Origin of the sequence: Aminobacter sp. Y103A, assembly GCF_030294925.1 — a bacterium.
GTDB classification, from domain to species: domain Bacteria; phylum Pseudomonadota; class Alphaproteobacteria; order Rhizobiales; family Rhizobiaceae; genus Aminobacter; species Aminobacter ciceronei.
The window spans coordinates 2,435,231-2,455,967 of record NZ_AP017986.1; the positions used below are offsets into that span (position 1 = coordinate 2,435,231).

19 protein-coding genes are annotated in these 20,737 nt (G+C 64.4%); 14 read left to right on the forward strand and 5 right to left on the reverse strand.

The window, feature by feature from the left end:
• Nucleotides 1-254 precede the first annotated feature (254 nt).
• Nucleotides 255-2,054: a DNA helicase RecQ gene (gene recQ / locus Amn_RS11830; protein WP_286297195.1), complete on the forward strand. Its 1,800-nt coding sequence runs from the start codon at nucleotides 255-257 to the stop codon at nucleotides 2,052-2,054.
• 60 nt (nucleotides 2,055-2,114) lie between these two features.
• On the opposite strand, the gene Amn_RS11835 is transcribed toward recQ, so the two are convergent.
• The 4 genes from Amn_RS11835 to Amn_RS11850 all read right to left on the reverse strand — a co-directional run bounded on the left by Amn_RS11835 (nucleotide 2,115) and on the right by Amn_RS11850 (nucleotide 4,933).
• Entirely contained in the window at nucleotides 2,115-2,603 is a 489-nt protein-coding gene (locus Amn_RS11835) for an SRPBCC family protein (protein WP_286297196.1), read from the reverse strand.
• Nucleotides 2,603-2,932, reverse strand: coding sequence for an ArsR/SmtB family transcription factor (locus Amn_RS11840; RefSeq protein WP_067963108.1), 330 nt, complete (start codon nucleotides 2,930-2,932; stop codon nucleotides 2,603-2,605). The genes Amn_RS11835 and Amn_RS11840 overlap by 1 nt, the downstream gene beginning before the upstream one ends.
• Nucleotides 2,933-3,171: 239 nt before the next feature.
• Nucleotides 3,172-4,206, reverse strand: a complete 1,035-nt coding sequence (locus Amn_RS11845) for a porin (RefSeq protein WP_286297198.1) — start codon at nucleotides 4,204-4,206, stop codon at nucleotides 3,172-3,174.
• A gap of 283 nt (nucleotides 4,207-4,489) precedes the next feature.
• The gene (locus Amn_RS11850) at nucleotides 4,490-4,933 is read right to left on the reverse strand and encodes a helix-turn-helix transcriptional regulator (protein ID WP_286297199.1); all 444 of its coding nucleotides are present in this window, start codon (nucleotides 4,931-4,933) and stop codon (nucleotides 4,490-4,492) included.
• On the opposite strand from Amn_RS11850, the gene Amn_RS11855 reads away from it, so the two are divergent.
• The 6 genes from Amn_RS11855 to Amn_RS11880 all read left to right on the forward strand — a co-directional run bounded on the left by Amn_RS11855 (nucleotide 4,920) and on the right by Amn_RS11880 (nucleotide 11,284).
• The gene (locus tag Amn_RS11855) at nucleotides 4,920-5,588 is read left to right on the forward strand and encodes a BMP family lipoprotein (protein WP_286297201.1); all 669 of its coding nucleotides are present in this window, start codon (nucleotides 4,920-4,922) and stop codon (nucleotides 5,586-5,588) included. The two genes, Amn_RS11850 and Amn_RS11855, sit on opposite strands and share 14 nt — an antisense overlap.
• 81 nt (nucleotides 5,589-5,669) lie before the next feature.
• Nucleotides 5,670-7,196 (forward strand): ABC transporter ATP-binding protein, encoded by a 1,527-nt coding sequence (locus Amn_RS11860; protein WP_286297203.1) that lies wholly within the window; start codon nucleotides 5,670-5,672, stop codon nucleotides 7,194-7,196.
• Nucleotides 7,186-8,250 (forward strand): ABC transporter permease, encoded by a 1,065-nt coding sequence (locus Amn_RS11865; protein ID WP_067963092.1) that lies wholly within the window; start codon nucleotides 7,186-7,188, stop codon nucleotides 8,248-8,250. The genes Amn_RS11860 and Amn_RS11865 overlap by 11 nt, the downstream gene beginning before the upstream one ends.
• Entirely contained in the window at nucleotides 8,247-9,179 is a 933-nt protein-coding gene (locus Amn_RS11870; RefSeq protein WP_182575596.1) for an ABC transporter permease, read from the forward strand. Before Amn_RS11865 ends, Amn_RS11870 begins: the two co-directional genes overlap by 4 nt.
• A 171-nt stretch (nucleotides 9,180-9,350) precedes the next feature.
• Nucleotides 9,351-10,226 (forward strand): methylenetetrahydrofolate reductase, encoded by an 876-nt coding sequence (locus Amn_RS11875; protein ID WP_286297207.1) that lies wholly within the window; start codon nucleotides 9,351-9,353, stop codon nucleotides 10,224-10,226.
• 35 nt (nucleotides 10,227-10,261) lie between these two features.
• The gene (locus Amn_RS11880; protein ID WP_286297210.1) at nucleotides 10,262-11,284 is read left to right on the forward strand and encodes a GlxA family transcriptional regulator; all 1,023 of its coding nucleotides are present in this window, start codon (nucleotides 10,262-10,264) and stop codon (nucleotides 11,282-11,284) included.
• 194 nt (nucleotides 11,285-11,478) lie between these two features.
• Here the strand turns inward: Amn_RS11880 and Amn_RS11885 are convergent, their stop codons facing one another.
• Nucleotides 11,479-12,411, reverse strand: a complete 933-nt coding sequence (locus Amn_RS11885) for a helix-turn-helix domain-containing protein (protein WP_286297212.1) — start codon at nucleotides 12,409-12,411, stop codon at nucleotides 11,479-11,481.
• 212 nt (nucleotides 12,412-12,623) lie between these two features.
• On the opposite strand from Amn_RS11885, the gene Amn_RS11890 reads away from it, so the two are divergent.
• From Amn_RS11890 to Amn_RS11920, 7 genes are all read left to right on the forward strand, one after another.
• Nucleotides 12,624-13,679 (forward strand): aromatic ring-hydroxylating oxygenase subunit alpha, encoded by a 1,056-nt coding sequence (locus Amn_RS11890; protein ID WP_286297215.1) that lies wholly within the window; start codon nucleotides 12,624-12,626, stop codon nucleotides 13,677-13,679.
• Between the two features lie 147 nt (nucleotides 13,680-13,826).
• Nucleotides 13,827-14,819 (forward strand): PDR/VanB family oxidoreductase, encoded by a 993-nt coding sequence (locus tag Amn_RS11895; RefSeq protein WP_286297217.1) that lies wholly within the window; start codon nucleotides 13,827-13,829, stop codon nucleotides 14,817-14,819.
• 97 nt (nucleotides 14,820-14,916) lie between these two features.
• Complete coding sequence (add, locus tag Amn_RS11900; RefSeq protein WP_286297218.1) at nucleotides 14,917-15,963, forward strand: adenosine deaminase; 1,047 nt, start codon at nucleotides 14,917-14,919, stop codon at nucleotides 15,961-15,963.
• A 92-nt stretch (nucleotides 15,964-16,055) separates the two neighbouring features.
• Nucleotides 16,056-17,087 (forward strand): BMP family lipoprotein, encoded by a 1,032-nt coding sequence (locus tag Amn_RS11905; RefSeq protein WP_286297221.1) that lies wholly within the window; start codon nucleotides 16,056-16,058, stop codon nucleotides 17,085-17,087.
• 77 nt (nucleotides 17,088-17,164) lie between these two features.
• Complete coding sequence (locus tag Amn_RS11910) at nucleotides 17,165-18,700, forward strand: ABC transporter ATP-binding protein (RefSeq protein ID WP_286297224.1); 1,536 nt, start codon at nucleotides 17,165-17,167, stop codon at nucleotides 18,698-18,700.
• Complete coding sequence (locus tag Amn_RS11915; RefSeq protein ID WP_286297226.1) at nucleotides 18,697-19,767, forward strand: ABC transporter permease; 1,071 nt, start codon at nucleotides 18,697-18,699, stop codon at nucleotides 19,765-19,767. Before Amn_RS11910 ends, Amn_RS11915 begins: the two co-directional genes overlap by 4 nt.
• Complete coding sequence (locus tag Amn_RS11920; RefSeq protein WP_286297229.1) at nucleotides 19,764-20,696, forward strand: ABC transporter permease; 933 nt, start codon at nucleotides 19,764-19,766, stop codon at nucleotides 20,694-20,696. The genes Amn_RS11915 and Amn_RS11920 overlap by 4 nt, the downstream gene beginning before the upstream one ends.
• Nucleotides 20,697-20,737 lie beyond the last annotated feature (41 nt).

Sequence of the window (20,737 nt, forward strand, 5' to 3'; positions counted from 1 at the left end):
TTGAGAGTGGGGACACGCTATCAGCATCGAGGGTGCATCACGCATAGCGACTGGGACTAACGGTATTCCAGGAAGGAATGGGAATCGGGAGAAAAGGCCGGTGCCTGGGGTGGCGGCTTGCCCAAGGCCGCAAATGAACAGGCTGGTGACACCACGCCGATGCCAACAGGCAGACCGACAAAAAGGCGCAGCGATGATCGTCAGGGCGGCGAAGCTGCTATGAACGAGGTCAAGATGATTCTCCGTGCTGCCCGATGACCGCCACCGCTCTCGACATCCTCAAGACCGTCTACGGCTATGATGCGTTCAGGGGACCGCAGGCGCGGATCGTCGAGCATGTCATCGCCGGCAACAATGCCTTCGTGCTGATGCCGACCGGCGGCGGCAAGTCGCTCTGCTACCAGATTCCCGCGATCGTCCGTCCCGGCATGGGGCTCGTCGTGTCGCCGCTGCTGGCGCTGATGGCCGACCAGGTGACAGCGCTCAGGCAGGCAGGCGTGCGGGCGGCCGGGCTGAACTCCGACCTGTCGCCCGACGACCGCCGCGCGCTGTGGCGGGATATCCGTTCCGGTGCGCTCGACCTGCTTTATGTCTCGCCTGAAACCTTGCTGCGGCCTGATGTGCTGGAACTGCTGGAGAGCGTGAAGCTGTCGCTGATCGCCATCGACGAGGCGCACTGCCTGTCGCAGTGGGGGCACGACTTCCGTCCCTCTTATCGCCAGCTCGACGCGATCGTCTCGCGCTTTGCCGGCACCCCGCGCATGGCGCTGACCGCCACCGCCGATGAGCCGACGCGCGCGGAAATCCTGTCGCATCTCGAAATCGACGCGGCTGACGCCTTCATCGCCGGTTTCGACCGGCCCAACATCCGCTACGCCATCGAGGAAAAGGACAATCCGCGCGCCCAGCTCAAGGAGTTCCTCAAGCGCTACGAGGGCGAGAGCGGCATCGTCTATTGCCTGTCGAAACGCCGGACCGAAGAAACCGCCGCCTGGCTCAAGGGCCTCGGCTATGATGCGCTGGCCTATCACGCCGGCATGGACAAGGCGGCGCGCGAAGCCAACCAGATGCGCTTCCAGCATGGCGAGGCGGTGATCATGGTCGCCACCGTCGCCTTCGGCATGGGCATCGACAAGCCGGATGTGCGCTTCGTCGCCCATATCGACCTGCCCGGCAGCATCGAGGCCTATTATCAGGAGACCGGTCGCGCCGGCCGCGACGGCCTGCCGTCCGACACGCTGATGCTCTATGGCTATGACGATATCGCGCTGCGCAGCCGCTTCATCGAGGAGTCTGATGCACCCGACCAGCGCAAGCGCATGGAGCGGCAGAAGCTCGATGCGCTATTGGGCCTGGCCGAGACGGCAAGCTGCCGGCGGCAGGTTTTGCTGTCCTATTTCGGCGACGAGTGCGAACCGTGCGGCAATTGCGACACCTGTGCCGAGCCGCCGAAATTGTTCGACGGCGCCATTTCGGCGCAAAAGGCGCTGTCATGCATCTACCGCACCGGCGAGCGTTTCGGGCAGGCCTATGTCGTCGACGTGCTTCTGGGCGTCGACAACGAGCGCATCGCCCAGTTCGGCCATGACAGGATTTCCACCTTCGGCATCGGCACCGAACATGACAACCGCACCTGGCGGGCGATCCTGCGCCAGCTGATCGCGCTGCGCCTCGTCGACGTCGACCTTTCCGGCCATGGCGGCCTGTCGATTGCATCAGCCGGCCGCGAATTCCTGCGCGACAAGCCAACGCTGATGCTGCGCGTGCCGGCTCCAGTGCGCGCCAGGCGCGGCAAGGTCGCGCGCAGCGCGGCCCAGGCTGCCGTCAGCGATGCTGACCAGGACCTGTTCCAGGCGCTCAGGCGGAAACGCACCGAGATCGCGCGGGCCCAGAACGTGCCGCCCTATGTCATCTTCCACGACAAGACGTTGATCGAGCTGGCCGCAGCCAGGCCGGCGTCACGCGCTGAGATGGCAAATGTGCCCGGTGTCGGCGAAGCCAAGCTCGACCGCTACGGCCCCGCCTTCCTCGAGGTGATCGCCGCACACGAATGACAATGCGGGGCTCATCCCCGCATCCACCGTCGTCGATAGATGCACTGCGCCGCCAAAGGCCTAGCGGTCCAGCCAGGCGGCGAGGCCGTCCAGCGTCTGCAGCCCGTATTCGACCGCGCCGAAGCCGATGACCTCCTGACGCCGCTTGGCGCTGGGGTGGAGCTGGCGCATGGTCAGCACCGTCTTGCCGTCGCCCTGCTCGTCGAAGGTCACGGTGACGCGGAAACGGTCGGGATCCTCTGAAGCGGGCGTGCCATAATCCATCACGATGCGCTCGTTCGGCACGATTTCCAGAAATCGCATCAGGTTGGGGAAGCGTTGCTGCTTGCCCTCGAAGACGCCGACCATGTCGAAGTGCCAGACCCCGCCCTCGCGGATATCGGCTTCGTGGCTCTCGATGGCGAGGCCGGCCGGCCCGTACCATTGCGCCAGCGCCTTGGGGTCCATCCAGGCGGCAAAGACCTTTTCGCGCGGGTGGTTGAGCAGCTTGACCAGCACGATTTCGCGGTCGAGCGACCAGGTTTCAAACAGCTTTTCCATGTTCTTCATCATCCTTCCGTCTTGTCCAGATAGGTTTCCAGCCGATCCAGGCGCTCGGCCCAGCGCCGGCGCTCCGCTTCCATCCAGTCCGCCGCCTCGTCGAAGCGCTGCGGCACCAGCCGGCACCAGCGGCTGCGCCCGCGCTTCTCGCTGACGATCAGCCCGCACTCTTCCAGCACCTTGAGATGCTGGGCGAAGGAGGGCAGCGCCATGTCGAAAGGTTCGGCCAGGGCGCTGACCGCCACTTCGCCGGCAGCCAGCCGCGACACCACCGCGCGGCGGGTCGGGTCGCTGAGCGCGTGAAAGGCAAGATCGAGTGGCGTAGAATGGTAAGGCATGTACCTTAGTAAACGAACCGAAAACGCCGGTCAAGGAAAATAAGGTAGATGCCTTAGTATTTGCCTGCAGGCCGGCAGCGGACCGGCAGCTTCAAGCTGCGGCGACAGGAGAGACGCAACGTCTTGAGCCTGGCATATCCGTCAGCAAGGCCGGCAGACCGCTCTCCAGGGACTGAACGAAAACGGCGTCCGGTGCAGGAACCGGACGCCGTGAGAGACAGCCTGGGAGGATGCTGCCGTCAGAAATCGGCCTGCATGCGGACAAAACCGCCGATGGCGTCGGTGTCGGGCATGTCGAAATTGTCGTAATAGCCAATCTCGGGCGAGACGGTCAGACCGTCGACCACCTTCCAGGCGATGTTGGCGACGGCGGCGAAATTCTCCTGTGCGTCGTAGCCGAGCTGCAGGTTGAAGGTCGCCTTGTCGGTTAGCTTGGCCGCGCCGCCGCCCCAGACGGCCCAGCGCCCGCCCCAGACGCCGTAGAACTGGGAGTAGGGGCCGCTGTCGTCGGTCTTGGCGCCGGCCATCGCCCAGAGCGAGATCCTGTCGTTGACGGTTACGTCGAGCCTGAGCTTGCCGGCCCATTCCTCGGCGACGGAATCGTAGCCGACAACGGCGGTGATGCCGCCCCAGTCCCTGGCGTAGCCGCCGCCGAGCACGACGCGCGGCATGTAGCTGTCGATGACGTCGCCGTTCCAGCCGCCTTCGAGCGCAAGCGTCAGCAACAGCCCGTTGGAGCCTGCCCACTTGTAGCCGAACATGGTGGTGGTGAACGGTCCGTAGCCGACGATGGCGTCGTTGGAGACGCCGCCGGCATAATAGGTCTGGGTGATGAACAAGGAATCGTTGACGCCGGCGAAGAAGCCGCCGAGCTCGATCATCGCCATCTCGATTTCGGCGCTCTGCACGGCGTCGGCGGCGTCGCGCTTGTGCTGGAAATTGATGTGGGCATAGGTCCGGAACGTGCCGAACTCGGTTTCGGCTCGCGCGTCGGCCTGCAACTGGAAACGGGCGAGCGTGTAATAGGTGTCGCGGTCGCCATCACTGTCGACATCGACGCCGAACAGCGGACCGAAGCCGGTTTCAAGGCGGAGGTAGCCGCCGACCCTGAGGCAAGTCTCGGTGCCGGGAATGTAGTAGAAGCCGGTGCCGTAGACGTCGCAGACACGGACATAGTCGACGCTTTCGGCATCGACGGCCAGTGCAACTGACGTGCTGGAGGCAGCCAGAAGGGTGGCGCCGGCCAGCGCGGGCGCAAGTCTGTTCAATCGCATTCCAGTCCCCTCGTTTCGGTTGTCGAGCCGGCTGCAGCAGCCGGCACCGCACCTCCGGTCCTCGCCTGGTGCAACCCGAACGAAGGGGTCGCCCCCCGCGACGTGGCGAGGGAAGTGCAGGGCGGGTTCGGGACGCCACTAGTTTGTATGGGCTTATTAGGCGCGGCTTTTGTACGCTAGGGGATCGCCGCTGCCTGTGACATGCCGCGAAGGCATGAAGACATATCCAGATGTAAGGTCGGCGGGACCGCCCAACCGCAGCCGTGGCGGCGGGGGACGATGACTAGAAGGATGTGCTCTCCAGTTCCTCGGCGTCGATCGACGATATGCGGAAGCCCTTGCCGCTCCTGAGCTCGCGCGGTGTCTGGCCGAAAGCCTTGCGGATATGGCGCGAGAAATGGAACGGGTCCTGGTAGCCGCATTCATAGGCGATCCGAGCGATCGGCGTGCCGCTGTTCATCAGCATGGCAGCGCCCTGCGAGGCCCTGACATGCCAGATGTAGCGGGCAGGGGTCAGCCCCATATGCTTGACGAACAGCAAGGTCAGGTGCTGTCGGCTGACGATCGCCGCCTCCGCAACATCGGCCACCGTGATCTGGGTCTTGAAATTGGCGTCGACAAAGGCTCTGGCGCGCTGCACGACATCGGGCAGGGCGCCGAGCTTTTCCTTGTCCTGCACGGCAAGGGTGAAGGAACTGCAAAGCGCCTGACCGATGGTGTTGCGCACCTCGTTGACGCCGCTGCGCGATGACCAGTACTGGATCTACAAGCGTGTCCACGAGGCATCTTACCTCGGCGGCATGCTGGCCGGCGGCATGAGCAAGTCGGGCTCGCTCGGCGTGGTCGGCACCTTCCCCGGCGACGACATCAATGACGAGATCAACGCCTTCTTCGCTGGCGCCCGGCAGATGCGTGCCGACATCAAGCAGCGCGTTGCCTTCGTCGAGTCCTGGTACGACCCGGGCAAAGCAGCCGAATACACGAATGCTCAGGTCGCAACCGGCGTCGACGGCATCCTCCAGCTCACCGGGAATTTCGAGGCCTGCAAGCTCAACAAGATCTACTGCTTCGGCAGCAAGGCCGACGAGAACTACTTTGCCCCTGACAACGTGGTGACCAGCGCGGTCGCGCTCTGGGACCCCGACATCAACTGGATCATCGACGAGTGGTGGAACCACGCCACCAAGGGCGAGCCGTACCAGGGCAACGCAGAGCCGCGCTGGTTTTCCGTGGCCGAAGGCGGCGTGGCGCTCGCGCCCTACCACGCGCTCGCCGAAAAGGTCCCGGACGAGCTGAAGGCGAAGGTTGCCGAAACCGAGAAATCCATTCGCGACGGCATCTTCAAGGTGCCGCTCGATACCGCCCTGCCGGTTTCGCAATAGGCGGACCTGGGGCGCCCCGCCGGTGAGGAGACCGGCGGGGCGCGACGAACTGCACTGATGCGCCGGAGGAGTTCTAGGCAAATGACTGTTGCGTTGCAGGCCAGCGGATTGAGCAAGAGATATGGCGACGTCGTTGCGCTGGACGACGTGTCGCTCGACATACATGCCGGCGAGATCCATTGCCTGTTCGGCGAGAACGGCGCCGGCAAATCCACGCTGTCCGGTTGCCTTTACGGCTATGTCCAGCCCGATAGCGGCGCGCTCGCCATCGACGGCAGGCCGATGCGGCTGCGTTCGCCGGCCGAAGCGCTGCGCCTCGGCATCGGCATGATCCACCAGCATTTCAAGCTCGTTGGACGGCTGAGCGTCATCGAAAACATTCTGGTTGGTGCCGGCGGCCGGGGGCTGTTCCTGGACACCAGGGCAGCGCGGCGGCGGCTGGCAGCTTTGTGCGCCGACTACGGCGTCGCGCTTTCTCCTGACGCCATCGTCGAGGAACTGCCGGTCGGCCTGCAGCAGTGGGTCGAGATCATCAAGGTTCTGTTCCTGGGCGTGCGGGTCCTGATCCTCGACGAACCGACGGCGGTTCTGACGCCACAGGAATCCGACCGCCTGATGGCGGCACTGGAGCGCATGCGCGACGCCGGCATGGCGATCGTGCTGATCTCCCACAAGCTGCGCGAGGTGATGCGTTCGGACCGTGTCACCGTCCTGCGCGCCGGCAAGCTGGTCGCATCCCTCAAGACCGCCGAGACATCTCCTGAAGAACTTTCGGTGCTGATGGTCGGACGCAAGGTTTCGCCGTCCTACGACCACAACAGGGAGACGCCGGGCGAGATCGTGCTCGATCTGAGCGACGTCTACGTCAATGGCGAGCGCGGCCACCGCGTCCTCGACGGATTGAGCATCCAGGTGCGCGCGCACGAGATCGTCGGCCTCGCCGGTGTTGCCGGCAACGGCCAGCGCGAGCTGTTCGAGACCATCATGAGGGTGCGTCCGCTCGAGGCCGGGCGCATCAGCATCGACGGCAAGGACGTAACTGCGGGATCGACAAGTGACGTCATCGATCTCGGTGTCGGCCATATTCCTGACGACCGCTATCTGCAGGGGCTGATCGGCAGCTTCACCATCGCCGACAACATCGTGCTCGGCAGGCACCACGACTGCGCCTTTCGCAAGGGGCCGTTCCTCGACCGCAAGGCGATCAGTTCCTTTGCCGCCGACAGCATGTCCGAGTACCGCGTCGCGGCGAGGGACAGCGGCACTCGTGTCGACCGCCTGTCCGGCGGCAATGCGCAGAAGGTGATCCTGGCGCGCGAGCTGCAGCGCAGCACGTCGCTGCTGCTTGCCAACCAGCCGACGCGCGGCCTCGACATCGGCGTCATCGACTATGTCTACCGCCAGCTTCTGGCCAAGAAGGCCGAGGGGTTCGGCATCCTCCTGGCTTCGGAAGAGCTCGACGACCTGATGACCCTCTGCGACCGCATCGCCGTGATCCACCGCGGCAAGATCGTCGGCGTGGTCGACCCTTCAGGCACCACTCCGCAGCATCTCGGCCTGATGATGGCCGGCCAGGCAGTTTCGGGAGGAGACGCCCATGCACATTAAGCTCGAACAACGCCATGGTTCCAGCCTGCTCTGGCAGGGCGCTTCGTATGGCCTGGCGATACTGGCGGGTTTCGTCGCCACCGCAATGTTGCTGAAACTGTCCTCGGCCGACGTGACGACCGCCTTCGAGGCGCTTTTTCGCGGCGCCCTTGGCAGCCAGCGCGCCATGCTGCGCACGCTCGTCGCCGCCACGCCGCTGATCCTCACCGGGCTCGCCGCTGTCGTCGTCTTCCGCGCCCGGATCTGGAGCATCGGCCAGGAAGGCCAGGTCTATGCCGGCGCGATGGGGGCCTATTGGGTCGCGTCGTCGCTGGCCGATGCGCCGCTTGTTGTCGTCGGGCCGCTGGCGATTGCCGGCGCCATGCTCGGCGGCGCGACGATGTCCGGCATCGCAGCGCTTCTGCGCAACCGCTACGAGGTCAACGAGATTTTCTCGACGGTGATGCTGAACTACATCATCGTCTATCTGCTGTCCTTTCTGCTGTCGGGCGGACCATGGACGGAAGCGGGCACCACGGTCGCCTACCACCAGACGCCGCTGCTGGCGCAGACGGCCTGGCTGCCGCATCTGGCCGGGCCATTGCATGCCGGCATCCTGATTGCGCTTCTGGCTGCGATTGCCGTCCATCTCCTGCTCGAACGCACGTCATCGGGATATGACATGCGGGCGCTCGGCGCCAACCAGACCGCCTTGCGCTTCATGGGCATGGATGTGCCGCGCATCGTGCTGGTCACCATGCTGTTGTCCGGTGCGCTTGCCGGGCTTGCGGGTGGCGTGGAGCTGCTCGGCGTCCAGCATCGGCTGAAGGCCGACTATCTCTTCGGCCTCGGCTATGGCGGCATCATCGTTGCCATGGTCGGCGGCCTGCGGCCGGCCGGAACCGTGGCGGTCGCCATCCTGTTCGGCGGCCTGTCCTCGGGCGCCGTCGACATGCGCATCCAGAGCGGCGTCCCGGATTCCCTGATCCAGGCGATGCAGGGCACCATCCTTCTCTTCGTCCTTTGCGGCACGGCACTGGCCCGCTACCGCCTCACATGGAGCTCGGCCAAATGAGCGGACTGTTTCAGGAAGCCATCTTCGTCAGCCTGCTCGCGGCGACCATCCGCATCGCCACGCCGCTGCTGTTGTCGGCCATGGGCGAGCTGGTCACCCAGCGCGCCGGCATCTGGAACGTCGGCGTCGAGGGCACCATGCTGACCGGTGCCTTCATCGCCTACATCGCCTACGCCGTCAGCGGCGATCACCTCACCGCATTCGCATTGGCGATCTCAGCTGCCATGGTGCTGGGGGCCATCACCGCTTTCCTCAGTGTGACGCTCCGGGTCGATCATTTCATCACCGGGCTGGGCATCAACCTGCTCGCCAGCGGGCTCACCCTGTTCTGGTTCCGCAGCTTCGTGAAGGGCAAGGCGCAGCCGACCTTCGACAGCATCGGCACCGTGCCGTTTCCCTATCTCTCGGATATCCCCGTCATCGGCTCCGTGCTGTTCGACCAGCGACTTCTGACCTACGCCGCCTTCGCGCTGGTGCCCGTCGTCTGGGCATTCCTGTACCGTACCAGGACCGGGCTTGAACTCCGGGCGCTGGGCGAGAACCCGGCGGCACTCGACACGATGGGGCTCAACGTCGTGGCCCGGCAATATGCCGCGACCATCTTCGGCAGTGCCTTGACCGGCCTTGGCGGCGCATTCCTGATGCTCGGCTTTTCTGACCGTTTCGTTCCCGAGCTTTCCGCCGGCCGTGGCTGGCTCGTCGTCGTCGCGCTGATCGCCGGCAACTGGCATCCGCTTCGGGTGACATCAGCCGTGCTTGCCTTCTCCTTCCTGGAGTCCGTGGCGACCCACAGCCAGGCGATCGGTGCGGCGGTTCCCTACCAGCTGCTGCTGGCGCTGCCCTACGTCATCTCCATCGCCATCATCGTCATGGCCAGGGGAAAGAGCCGGCAGCCGGCAGCACTTGGCGAAAGCTACAGCAGGTCATGAGCAACACCTCCGACATGGCCGGCGAGATGTGGACGGGCGTTGCGCCGGCCCGGCCGAAATGCGCCTACGACTTCTCCCCGCCCTGATCCCGGGCTGAACCTCCTGCGCCTTCACAGTCCCCGCCGCGGCCCCCAAGCCGGCGCTTGCTCCCTCTTTGCCCGGAGATCCGAAATGCCCGAACCCAAGCATCGCCTTTCACCCGAGAATTCGCCGAACCTTGTCGCCGAGGGCGTGTCACTCGAGCTGGCGCCGGCGCAGGCCGCGGGATTCCTGCCGCCCGAAACGGCTTTTCCCGAGGGCTCACGTGTCTTCCTGACCCATCTCGAAGGCAAGCCTCTGGCCTTGCAGGTCGAGGCGGCGAGGCAGCTCAGGCAGGCAGGTTTCGTGCCCGTGCCGCATTTCGGGGCGAGGCATTTCGCGTCACCGAAGGAGTTCGTCGACCTCGTCGGCGCCCATAGCCGCAACGGCGTCACCGAGGCCTTGTTTGTCGGCGGCAACCCGCTTGCCGCCAACGGGCCGCTTGAGGATGCTGCCGACCTGCTTGCCCATCCCGTCATCGCCGACAGCACGATCCGGACGGCCTTCATCGGCGGTTACCCTGAGGGCCATCCCGCAATCGGCCGGAGCGCGCTCGCCCATGCGCTGCTGCGCAAGATCGCCATCTGCCATGACCGCGACCTTGCTCCGCGCATCGTCTCGCAATTCGCCTTCGATGGGGCGATGATGGCGGCCTGGACAAACGATCTGCATCGCGCCTACCCGGGCATTCCGGTCCATCTCGGAGTGGCCGGCGTCACGTCGCTGACCAAGCTGATCAAGTTCGCCATGATGTGCGGTGTCGGGCCATCGCTGGCAGCTCTTCGCCGCTCCGGCGTCGGGCTGTTCAACGTCCTTGCCGATAAGGATCCCGGCGACCTGGTCGAAGCCATCGAGACCGGCCTGGCATCAAACTGCGGCGCACAGACCTTCCTGCATATCTTCCCCTTCGGCGGTTGGGAGAAATCGCTGTCGTGGCTTGAGGAGTTTCGACGCCGGCGGGCGAACTGACGAAGCAAGAGAGGGGCAGCCAGGAGGAGCAAGCGATGAACGCGCCCTGCAAGCAAACGGATTTCAGGCCGGCGAGCAGCCCACTCTCCGGTCTCGTGCCTGAGCCAGGCGATGGGATCGACATGGATATCCTGCTGTTGGTCGGGTTCTCGCAATTGTCGCTCGCAGCGCTGACCGAACCGCTCAATCTCGCCAACAGCTTGTCCGGCAGGTCGCCGTTCACGTGGCGGCTTACAAGTCTCGATGGCTTGCCGGTGGTGAGTGCCAGCGGCATTTCAATTGGTGTTCAAGGATGCTTCGACGGGGTCGCCGTCCAGTCTGATCGGCCGCCGGCGCTGCTGATTTGCGCCGGGCAGGAGGTGGAGGGGCAGGGCGGTCCACATCTGAGGAGCATGCTGCGCCATGCCGCCAGGCGTCGGGTGCCCGTCTACGCCATGGGCACCGCCAGTTGGCTGCTGGCCGATGCCGGGCTGCTCGGTGACAAGCGCTGTACCATCCACTGGAACAAGATGGCGGCTTTCGCCGAGCGCTTCCACGACATCGAAATCGATGACGCCCTGTTCATACGCGATCGCCAGGTCGTCACCTGTGCCGGCGATTTCGCTGCCTTCGACCTGGCGATCGATCTCGTCCAGCAGCATTGCGGCATCGAGATTGCCCGAACCATCTGCCAGCACCTGACCGCCGACCGCTGGCGCGACGGCGCAAGCTGTCAGTCGGCCCCGCCGGGCCTCCGCCATGGCGCCACCGGACGCAAGCTGCTCCAGATCATCCAGCTGATGGAGCGCAACATCGAGGATCCGCTGCCGCTGATCGACATCGCCCGCTGGGCGTCATTGTCACGCCGCCAGGTCGAGCGCCTGTTCGAGAGACTGCTGTCGACGACGCCGCGCCAATACTACATCAAGCTGCGCCTCGGGCGGGCCCGGCAGCTGTTGGAGCTCACCGAAATGCCGGTGACCGAAATTGCCATTGCTTGTGGCTTTGCCTCGCCGTCCTACTTCTCGAAGAGCTTCAAGGAGCATTTTGGCAGCCTTCCCAGCCAACTCAGAAGCTAGCCATTCCCATCTCGCGACCAGTCGGGCTGCCGCCAGATCCGGATTGCGGCCGGACATCGCCAGGCAGGCCCGCCTGCGCCGGCCGTGATCCGGGTCCGTCGGTCTTTCCCGCGCTCCAGATGACGTCCACCACGGGAAGTCATCGCCCTGGCTGGACCTGTTTGCGCGGTGGCCGGCGCCGGCGCGGCGGTCGGTTAGACCTCCCGTGCACCCGTGGGGTCGGTCGGGTCCTCGACTGCCGTCATCGTCGCTGACGCCTCGGGCTGGAGCACCGTCTTGTCCGAAAGCGCCATGCCATAGGCCGTGTCGCCGGCGCCTTCGGCGACGTCGCTTGCCATGCGGTAGCCCTTGTTTTCGCGCACTTGGCGCGGCGACAGGCCGAACTGTTCGGATATCTGCCTGGAGAAGTGGAACGGGTTCTTGTAGCCGCACTGATAGGCGATGTCGGAGATCGGCAGGCCGGTCTGCAGCAGCAGGAAGTGGCCGCGCGAGGCCCTGACCTGCCAGAGATAGCGCACCGGCGTGACGCCGATATGCTTGCGGAACGACGACACCAGATGCTGCGGCGTGACGCCGACGAGCGCGGCGAGGCGGTCGACCGTGATCTCCTTCTCGTAGTTCTCGTCGATATAGAAGCGGGCGCGCAGAACCGAACGCGGCGTCTGCCGCTCCTGCTCGGACATCTGCGCTTCATGGAAATAGGCAAGAAAGATCGACTCTCCCAGCGCATTGCGCAACTGGTTGAGATTGGAATTCGAACCGGCACCGAGCTCCACCCCGAGCCGCTGGATGCTCTCGATGCGCTGTGGCAGGGGAATACGGGTCGGCAGCGAACGCAGCCGCGAGGCAAGCGCCTCGCTGACGTCGCCGGCATAGCCCTCGCACCAGCTCACCCTGGTGTGCCGCCCCTCGCTATATTCCATGGACAGGCCGCGTTCGTTGCGGAAGAAGCCGCAGCTTCTTGCACCCAGCACCGTCTCCTCGTCGTCGCAGATGACCTTTGCCTTGCCTTCATGGATGATCAGCAAGGTCACATAACGCTCCTTGAGCGGGCCATAGACGCCGCCTGCCGGATATATCGCCTCACCGAAGGCGAAGCCTCTTCCATTGTCGATGAATGCGCGCATAGCCAAGGCCTCGCTTGCCGTGCCATGCGTTTTCCTAACACGGCTCAATGCGTCGTCAAAGATAAGAAGAATGTGGCCTTAACGTCAGATATGTTTTCGGCCGACGCAGGCATTCCGTGAAAACAGGGGCTGCGGAATACTCCAGACATCAACGGGCGAGCCGGTCACGCCGCCTGGACATGCCAGCAAGATGCATCCTCTGGAGGAAAAACGTGTTTCTGCCAGCCGACCATTCCAAGACGAGAGACGAGCTGCCGCGCGGCTGCACATTTGCCGCCAGCGACTGGCATATCCTCGCCTCGTTCTGGCATCCGATCGCCTTCGTTCACGACATCGCCGACAAGCCGGTGCGGGCAAAGCTGCTCGACGTCGACCTTGTGATCTACAAGACATCCGCCGGAATCACTGTGGCGCGCGATCTGTGCCCGCATCGCGGCACCCGCATCAGCGCCGGCTGGATGGCTGACGACCAGATCGTCTGTCCGATGCACGGGCTGCATTTCGGTCATGACGGCGCCTGTTCGAAGATCCCGTCGATCGCCAATTCCGAAGGGCGCATACCTCCCAAGCTGCGCCTCGAAACCTACGCCTCGGTCGAGCGCTACGGCATCATCTGGACGTGCCTGAAGGGTGACGCGATCTGGCAGCTGCCGGACTGGGACGGCATTTCCAACCCGGCCCTGCGCAAGGTTTATGTGCCCGAAGGCACCTGGTATGCGGCAGCAAGCCGGCATGTCGAGAACTTCAACGACGTTGCCCATTTTCCCTGGGTTCACACCCAGAGCTTCGGCGGCAGCACGGCCGATCCGATCCCGCCTTACGACGTCGAGCAGACGGACTATGGCCTGCGCTTCGAGCTGCCTTATCATGAAGGCTTCAACCGCTTCGACGACGGCGTCGAAGGCGACGAGCGCGACGTGGTCTACACCTACGAGCTGACCTATCCGTTCTCCACCCTGATCAAGATCGATCCGCAGGGCTCCGACTACGTCGTCTATTTCGCCGACACCGTCTGCCCGGTCTCGGCGCGCGAGACGCGCATCTTCCAGCTGATGACCGACACCTCGGGCAATCCCGACACTGACTACTGGGTCAAGGATGCGCTGCTGATCAACGACGAGGACAAGCCGATGGTCGAGGAGCAGCATCCCGAGGAGCTGCCGCTCGACCTGACCGAGGAGATCCATGTGCCGTCGGATCGCATGTCGCTCGAATATCGCCGCGGGCTGGTCCGCAGATTTGGCCTCGGTGCGCCGATCGCGAGTTGATCTCGGAACAATGTCGCAACTGCAGATATCAGGAATATCGATGCCGATCCGTCTCGCAACCCGCTTCCACCGCTACACCGGGCTTGGCACCCGGGCGGGACAGGATGACGGCCGGACAGCCCGGCAAGAGAGGAGGGCGTCTTGACCATGGCGTTTCCAAGAAACGGGCTTACATCAGCAGCGCCGGCCGACACCAGGCTGAAGCTTAAGATCGCGCGCAAGCGGACTTCTGCCGAGGGCATCGTCGCAATCGATCTCACGGCCTCCGATGGCGCGCCCCTGCCGGCCTTTACGGCAGGGTCTCACATCGATCTGTTCCTGCCCGGTGGCTTCACGCGTCAATATTCGCTTCGCAACGATCCGCGCGAGCGTCACCGCTATGCGATCGGCGTGCTGCGCGAGCCGGGTGGTCGCGGCGGTTCGGCCTATGTCCACGACAGGCTGAACGTCGGCGACCTTATCGACACGAGCAGGCCGCGCAACGCCTTCGAGCTCGATGAAACGGCGCCGTTTTCGCTGCTGCTGGCCGGCGGCATCGGCGTCACGCCGATCCTGGCCATGGCTTATCGGCTATCGTCGCTGGGGCGGGATTTCGAGTTCCATTATTGCGCCCGCAGCGCCGATCGGCTCGCCTTTCGCGATGAGATCGAGGCCTCGCCTTTTGCCGGTAAGGTCAGGTTCCATCTCGACGATGGCCCCGAGGTGCAGCGGCTGAGCCTGGACAGGTTGTTGGCCTATCGGCCTGCGGGTGCGCATCTCTACGCCTGCGGTCCATCGGGGTTTCTCGACGCCGTGGTCTCCAGGGCCAAGCCAGGCTGGCCGGCGGATGCCGTGCATCGCGAGTATTTCGCCAACGCTGCACCAAAGGCGCAATCCGACCAGCCGTTCAGGATCACGCTGGCGAGCACCGGCCGCAGCTTCGACGTCGCGCCGGGGCGAAGCATCGTCGAGGTGCTGGCCGACAACGGCATCGACATTCCGGTGTCGTGTGAACAGGGCATCTGCGGCACCTGCGTGACGCGGGTGGTTTCGGGCGAGCCCGACCATCGCGATCTCGTTCTGACCGACAGGCAGCGTGCCGACCACATGACGCTGTGCTGCTCGCGCGCCCTGAGCGCCGAGCTGATCCTCGATCTCTAGGCCGGAAGGGTGTTTTCGATGCGGCACTGAATGTCGACCAGGCAGCGAAGCGCGAGGGCTGTTGGCCCGAAAAGGAAAAGCCACCGAGGAAAAGATGATGCAACTGGAACAATTCGTGCGAAACTTGCCCAAGGCGGAGCTTCATTTGCATCTCGCCGGTGCGGTCAACGCCCGGACCTTCCTCAAGCTGGCGCGCAAGAACAATGTCGCGCTGCCTGATTTCGACGAGGTCGAGGACCTCTACCGCTACGACAATCTTGTCGATTTCCTCGAAGTCTATGATCTCGTCGCGCGCTCCGTCGTCGACGCAGACGATTTCCACCTGATTGCCTATGAGGCGCTGGAACATGTCGCCAAAGCCGGCGGCCGCTACACCGAATTCTTCTTCAGCCCGCAGGTGCATCAGGATGCCGGCATCAGCTACCAGACCATGTTTTCCGGCATCCTCCAGGCGATGGACGACGCCGAGCGCGACTTCGGCCTGGTGTCGCGGCTCATTCCGGCGATCAATCGCGAGCTGAGCCTCGATCGCAGCCTCGAATTCCTCGAGCTGATTTTGCCGTTCCGCTCCGACAAGGTCATCGGCATCGGCCTCGACTATGACGAGGAGCCGTTTCCGCCGGCGCCGTTCAAACCGGTCTACGACAAGGCGAAGCAGGCGGGCATGCGGCTGACCGCCCATGCCGGCGAGGGCGGCCCTGCGGCCAATGTGCGTGACGCGCTCGACCTGCTCGGCGTCGAGCGCATCGACCATGGCTACCGCGTCATGGAAGATCCCGATCTCGTCGCGCGCTGCATCGCCGAGGACATCGCCTTCACCGTCTGCCCGAGCTCGACAGTCATCCTCACACATTGGCGCGACCTTACCGCCGCCGACCACCCGATCCGCACCATGCTCGATGCCGGTCTCAAGCTGGTGGTCGATACCGACGACCCGCCCATGCTGCAGACCGACCTTGCCAAGGAATACCGGCTGCTTGCCGAAACCATGTCGCTCGACCGGGCGAGCCTTGCCGCGCTGGCGCTGAATTCACTCGACGCGGCCTGGCTCGACGACAGCACCAGGCGCGATTGGCGTGCCGAGTGGACCAGGGATATCGACTTGTTGATGGCCGAGCCGGAGGAGGCGCACGTCACCAATTGAGACCAGGCCGGCTCGAGGAGGAGGCGGCCCAACCAACAAGAACAGACGGGACAGAACCCGGACAATAACACCAGAGGGAAAGGTACGATCCTATGTTCAAACATCTCGCCAGAAGGCTGGCGGTCTTGGCGCTGCTTGCCATATCAGCCATGACAGGCAGTCCCGAGCGCTCAGTGGCAGCCGACCCCGACAAGCTCAACATCGCCGTCATCCTGTCGGCCGGCATCGAGAGCGCCTGGGACGGCACCTTGATCGAGGCGCTTGAACGCGCAAAGGCGGCCAAGCCGCACGGCCTCGAGATCAGCTGGAAATACACCGATCCGCTCTGGGGCGACGACGCCGGCGATGCCATGCGGCTTTTTGCCGAAAGCGGCGAATATGACGTCATCTGGGCCCACAGCACCTATTCCGACCAGGTCAAGAAGCTGCGCGAGGAGTTTCCCGACATCCTCTTCGTCGTCGTCGGCTCGGGCAATGAAGGGCTCGGCGGCAATCAGTACTGGGTCTACAAGCGTGTCCACGAGCCGGCCTATCTGCTTGGGTTTGCAGCTGGAAAGCTGACCAAGTCAAACAAGCTGGGTGCCGTCGGAACCTTCCCGGCGGATGACGTCAATGACGAGATCAATGCCTTCTTCGCCGGCGCCAAGGCGGCAAACCCAGCCGTCGAGCGCACCGTCGCCTTCATCGAATCCTGGTACGACCCGGCCAAGGCAGGCGAATACACCAAGGCGCAGATCGCCACAGGCGCCGACCTGATCTTCCAGCTCACCGGCAATTTCAAGCCGTGCGAAGAAGCCAAGATCCTCTGCTTCGGCAATTTCCAGGATCAGAAGTCGTTCTCGCCGTCGACCGTGCTGTCCAGCGCCGTGGCGCAGTGGGATCCCGATGTCAGCTGGATCGTCGACGAATGGTGGGCGCACAAGGCGGAAGGAAAGCCTTATCAGGGCAACACCGACAAGCGCTGGTTCGCGATGAAGGACGGCGGCTCGGCAGTGGTGCCCAATGCCGAGCTGCAGGGCAATGTGCCCGCCGCGGTCCAGACGGAAATCGACGAGCTCAAGGCCAAGATCATGGCCGGCAGTTTCGAGGTGCCTGTCGACGTCTCTGATCCGAAGGCCAAGTAATTCCCTGTTGAAAGCCCGGCCGCGACGGGCGCCTTAGCCTGCCGCGGCCTTCGCTCACTCGAAATTGGGTACCTCTCATGTCCACTGCCTTGCGTGTCGAAGGCCTGACCAAGCGGTTCGCCGGGGTCACCGCCAACGACAATGTCGACTTCGATCTTCGCCGCGGCGAGATCCATTGCCTGTTCGGTGAGAACGGCGCCGGCAAGTCGACGCTTTCGTCCTGCATCTTCGGCTTCTATCGGCCCGACAAGGGCGAGATCCTGCTGCGCGATCAGCCTGTGCAGATTGCCTCGCCGATGGACGCCATCCGTCACGGCATCGGCATGGTGCACCAGCATTTCGTGCTCGTTCCCGAATTCACCGTGCTCGAAAACATCATCGTCGGCACGCAGCGCTCGGGCTGGCGGCTGAACGCCGCCGAGGCGCGCCAGAAGCTGAGGGGCATCTGCGACGGCTACGGCATCGATCTCGACCTCGACGCCCATGTCTGGGAGCTGCCTGTCGGGCGCCAGCAATGGGTCGAGATCCTCAAGGCGCTTTACCTCGATGCGCAGATCCTGATCCTCGACGAACCCACGGCGGTGCTGACGCCGGGCGAGTCGAAGGTGCTGTTCGACATCGTCCGCAAAATGTGCGCCCGCGGCATGTCGATCATCCTGATCACCCACAAGCTGGTCGAGGTGATGCAGTCGGACCGGGTGACGGTGCTGCGCAAGGGCAGGGTGGTGGCGACGCTCGACACGCCCGCCACCACGCCCGACGAGCTGGCCAGGCTGATGGTCGGCCGCGACGTCTCCTTCACTGTCACCAAGCCCGAACTGGCTCCCGGCGAAACCATCCTCGCCGTTGAGGGCCTGTCGGCGCGCGGCTTCTGGGGCGATGCGGTGCTGAAGGACGTCTCCTTCTCGGTGGCGCAGCATGAGATTCTCGGCATTGCCGGTGTTGCCGGCAACGGCCAGAAGGAACTGTTCGAGGTGCTCTGCGGCGTGCGCAGGCCAGCCGCCGGTTCGATCATCTTCAAGGGCGAGGAGGTGGCCGGCATGTCGCCGCGGGCGATGATGGACCGCGGCGTCGGCCACATTCCCGACGACCGCTTCCGCGAGGGCCTGGTTCCCGAGTTCAGCGTCGCCGAAAATGTTGTGCTCGGCTGGCAGCGCAGCCCGAAATACCGCAACGGCCCGCTGATGGATGACAAGGCGATCGCCGGCCTCGCCCGCGAGATGATCGGCGAATATCAGATTGCCACCCGCGACGAACAGGTTGCGGCCGGCAAGCTGTCGGGCGGCAACGCCCAGAAGATCATCATCGCCCGCGAGTTCCTGCATGCCTCGGGCCTGGTGCTCGCCAACCAGCCGACGCGCGGCCTCGATGTCGGTGTCATCGAATATGTGCAGACGCAGCTCCTGAAGAAGCGCGCCGAGGGTTTTGCCATCGTGCTGGCCTCCGAAGAGCTCAGCGATCTGTTCAGCCTCGCCGACCGCATCGCGGTGATGTTCAAGGGCGAGATCATGGGCATCGTCGACCCCAGGACGGTAACGATTGCCGAAGTCGGCGTCATGATGGCCGGCCGCCGTGGGGAAACCGCGGCCAGCAAGGAAAGGGTGTCGGCATGATCGCCTTCGAACGCAGGATGGAGGCGAACGCGCTCTGGACGCTCGCTACCTTCATCATGGCCGTTGTCGCGGGTCTCGCGGTGTCGGCCATCCTGATCGCTTCGACGGGCGCCAATGTGGCCGAGGTCTTCGGCGCCTTGCTGCAGGGCTCGGTCGGCTCGCCCAAGGCGCTGGCAACGACGCTGGTCAAGGCCACACCGCTGATCCTGACCGGCCTTGCGACTGTCATCGCCTTCCGCGCCCAGATCTGGAGCATCGGCCAGGAAGGGCAGGTCTTTGCCGGGGCGATGGGCGGCTATCTCGGCGCGCAATTGCTTGCCGGCCTGCCGCCGCTCCTGTTTTTCCCCGGCGTGCTCGCACTTGGCATGGCGGCCGGCATGGGGCTCGGCTGGATCGCTGCGGTGCTGCGCAACCGCTTTGCCGTCAACGAGATCATCTCGACGGTCATGCTCAACTATCTCGTCATCTACCTGCTGTCCTGGCTGCTGCAGGGCGGCCCCTGGGGCGAGACGGGCGGCACCATCGCCTACCACCAGTCGCCGATGCTGCCCGATGAAGCCTTCCTGCCGGCGCTGTTCGGCAGCAGCCGCCTGCATGCCGGCGTGCTTTTGCCCTTCCTCGCCGCCGCCATCTGCGCACTCGTCATGTCGCGCACACCGCTGGGGTACGAGATCCGCGGCCTCGGCTACAATCCCGAGGCACTGCGCCACAAGGGCGTCGACATCGCCCGCACGGTCACGGTGATCATGATGGCGAGTGCAGCCCTTGCCGCCCTTGCCGGTGCCATCGAGCTGTTTGGCGTCTCTCACCGCCTGCGCGCCGACAATCTCATCGGTCTTGGTTATGCCGGCATCATCGTCGGCATGATCGGTGGCCTGAGCCCGATAGGCACCGTCTTTGCCGGGCTGTTCTTCGGCGGCCTGGCGAGCGGCGCCGTCTACATGCGGGTGCTCGGCGACGTACCGGCCTCGCTGGTGCCGGCGATGCAAGGCATCACCCTGTTCTTCTTCCTCTGCGCCGGTGTCCTGGCGCGTTATCGCATCGTCATGAAGGTTGCCGTGCAATGAGCCAGCTGTTCCAGGAAGCGATCATCATCAGCATTCTCGCCTCGACAATCCGCATCATGACGCCGCTGCTGTTTTCGGCGATGGGCGAGCTGATCACCCAGCGTGCCGGCATCTGGAACATGGGCGTCGAGGGCACGATGCTGACCGGGGCTTTTGCCGCCTATCTCGTGGCCACCTTGACCGGCTCGTTGTGGCTGGCGGTACTTGCCGCAATCCTTGCCGGTGCGGTGATGGGCATGGTCATCGCCTTCATGACCGCAACCCTGCGTGTCGACCATTTCATCGCCGGTCTCGGCCTCAACCTTCTGGCCGGCGGGCTCACCCTCTACTGGTTCCAGAGCTACATCCAGGGCAGGGCGCAGCCGATCTTCTCGGGCTTCCAGGACGTCGACATCCCGCTTCTGTCGGACATTCCCGTCATCGGTCCAGTGCTGTTTTCGCAGCGCGCGCTGACCTATGTCGCTTTGCTTGTCGTGCCGGTGGTCTGGTTCCTGCTCTATCGCAGCCGCTATGGGCTCGAATTGCGCTGCCTCGGCGAAAATCCCAAGGCGCTCGACATCAAGGGGCTCAGCGTTTCGGCCCGGCAATATCTGGCCGTCATGCTGGGCAGTGCGATGACCGGGCTGGGCGGCGGCTTCCTCATGCTCGGCTTTTCCGACCGCTTCCTTGCCGATTTTACCGCCGGTCGCGGCTGGATCGTCATCGTAGCACTCATCGCCGGCAACTGGCGGCCAAGGGGCGTTCTGATCGCGGTGACGGCCTTCGCTTTCCTGGAGTCGCTCGCCACTCACCTGCAGGTGGTCGGCGCCCAGGTTCCGCACCAGCTGCTGCTCGCGCTGCCCTATCTCGCTTCGATCGGCCTGTTGATGGGCCTGCGCTTCCGCTCGGGCCAGCCGGCGCGGCTGGGCATCCCCTACGCCAGGGAATGACCGGGCGCATGGCTCGACTGCGGTACCATTTCCAACAGGCG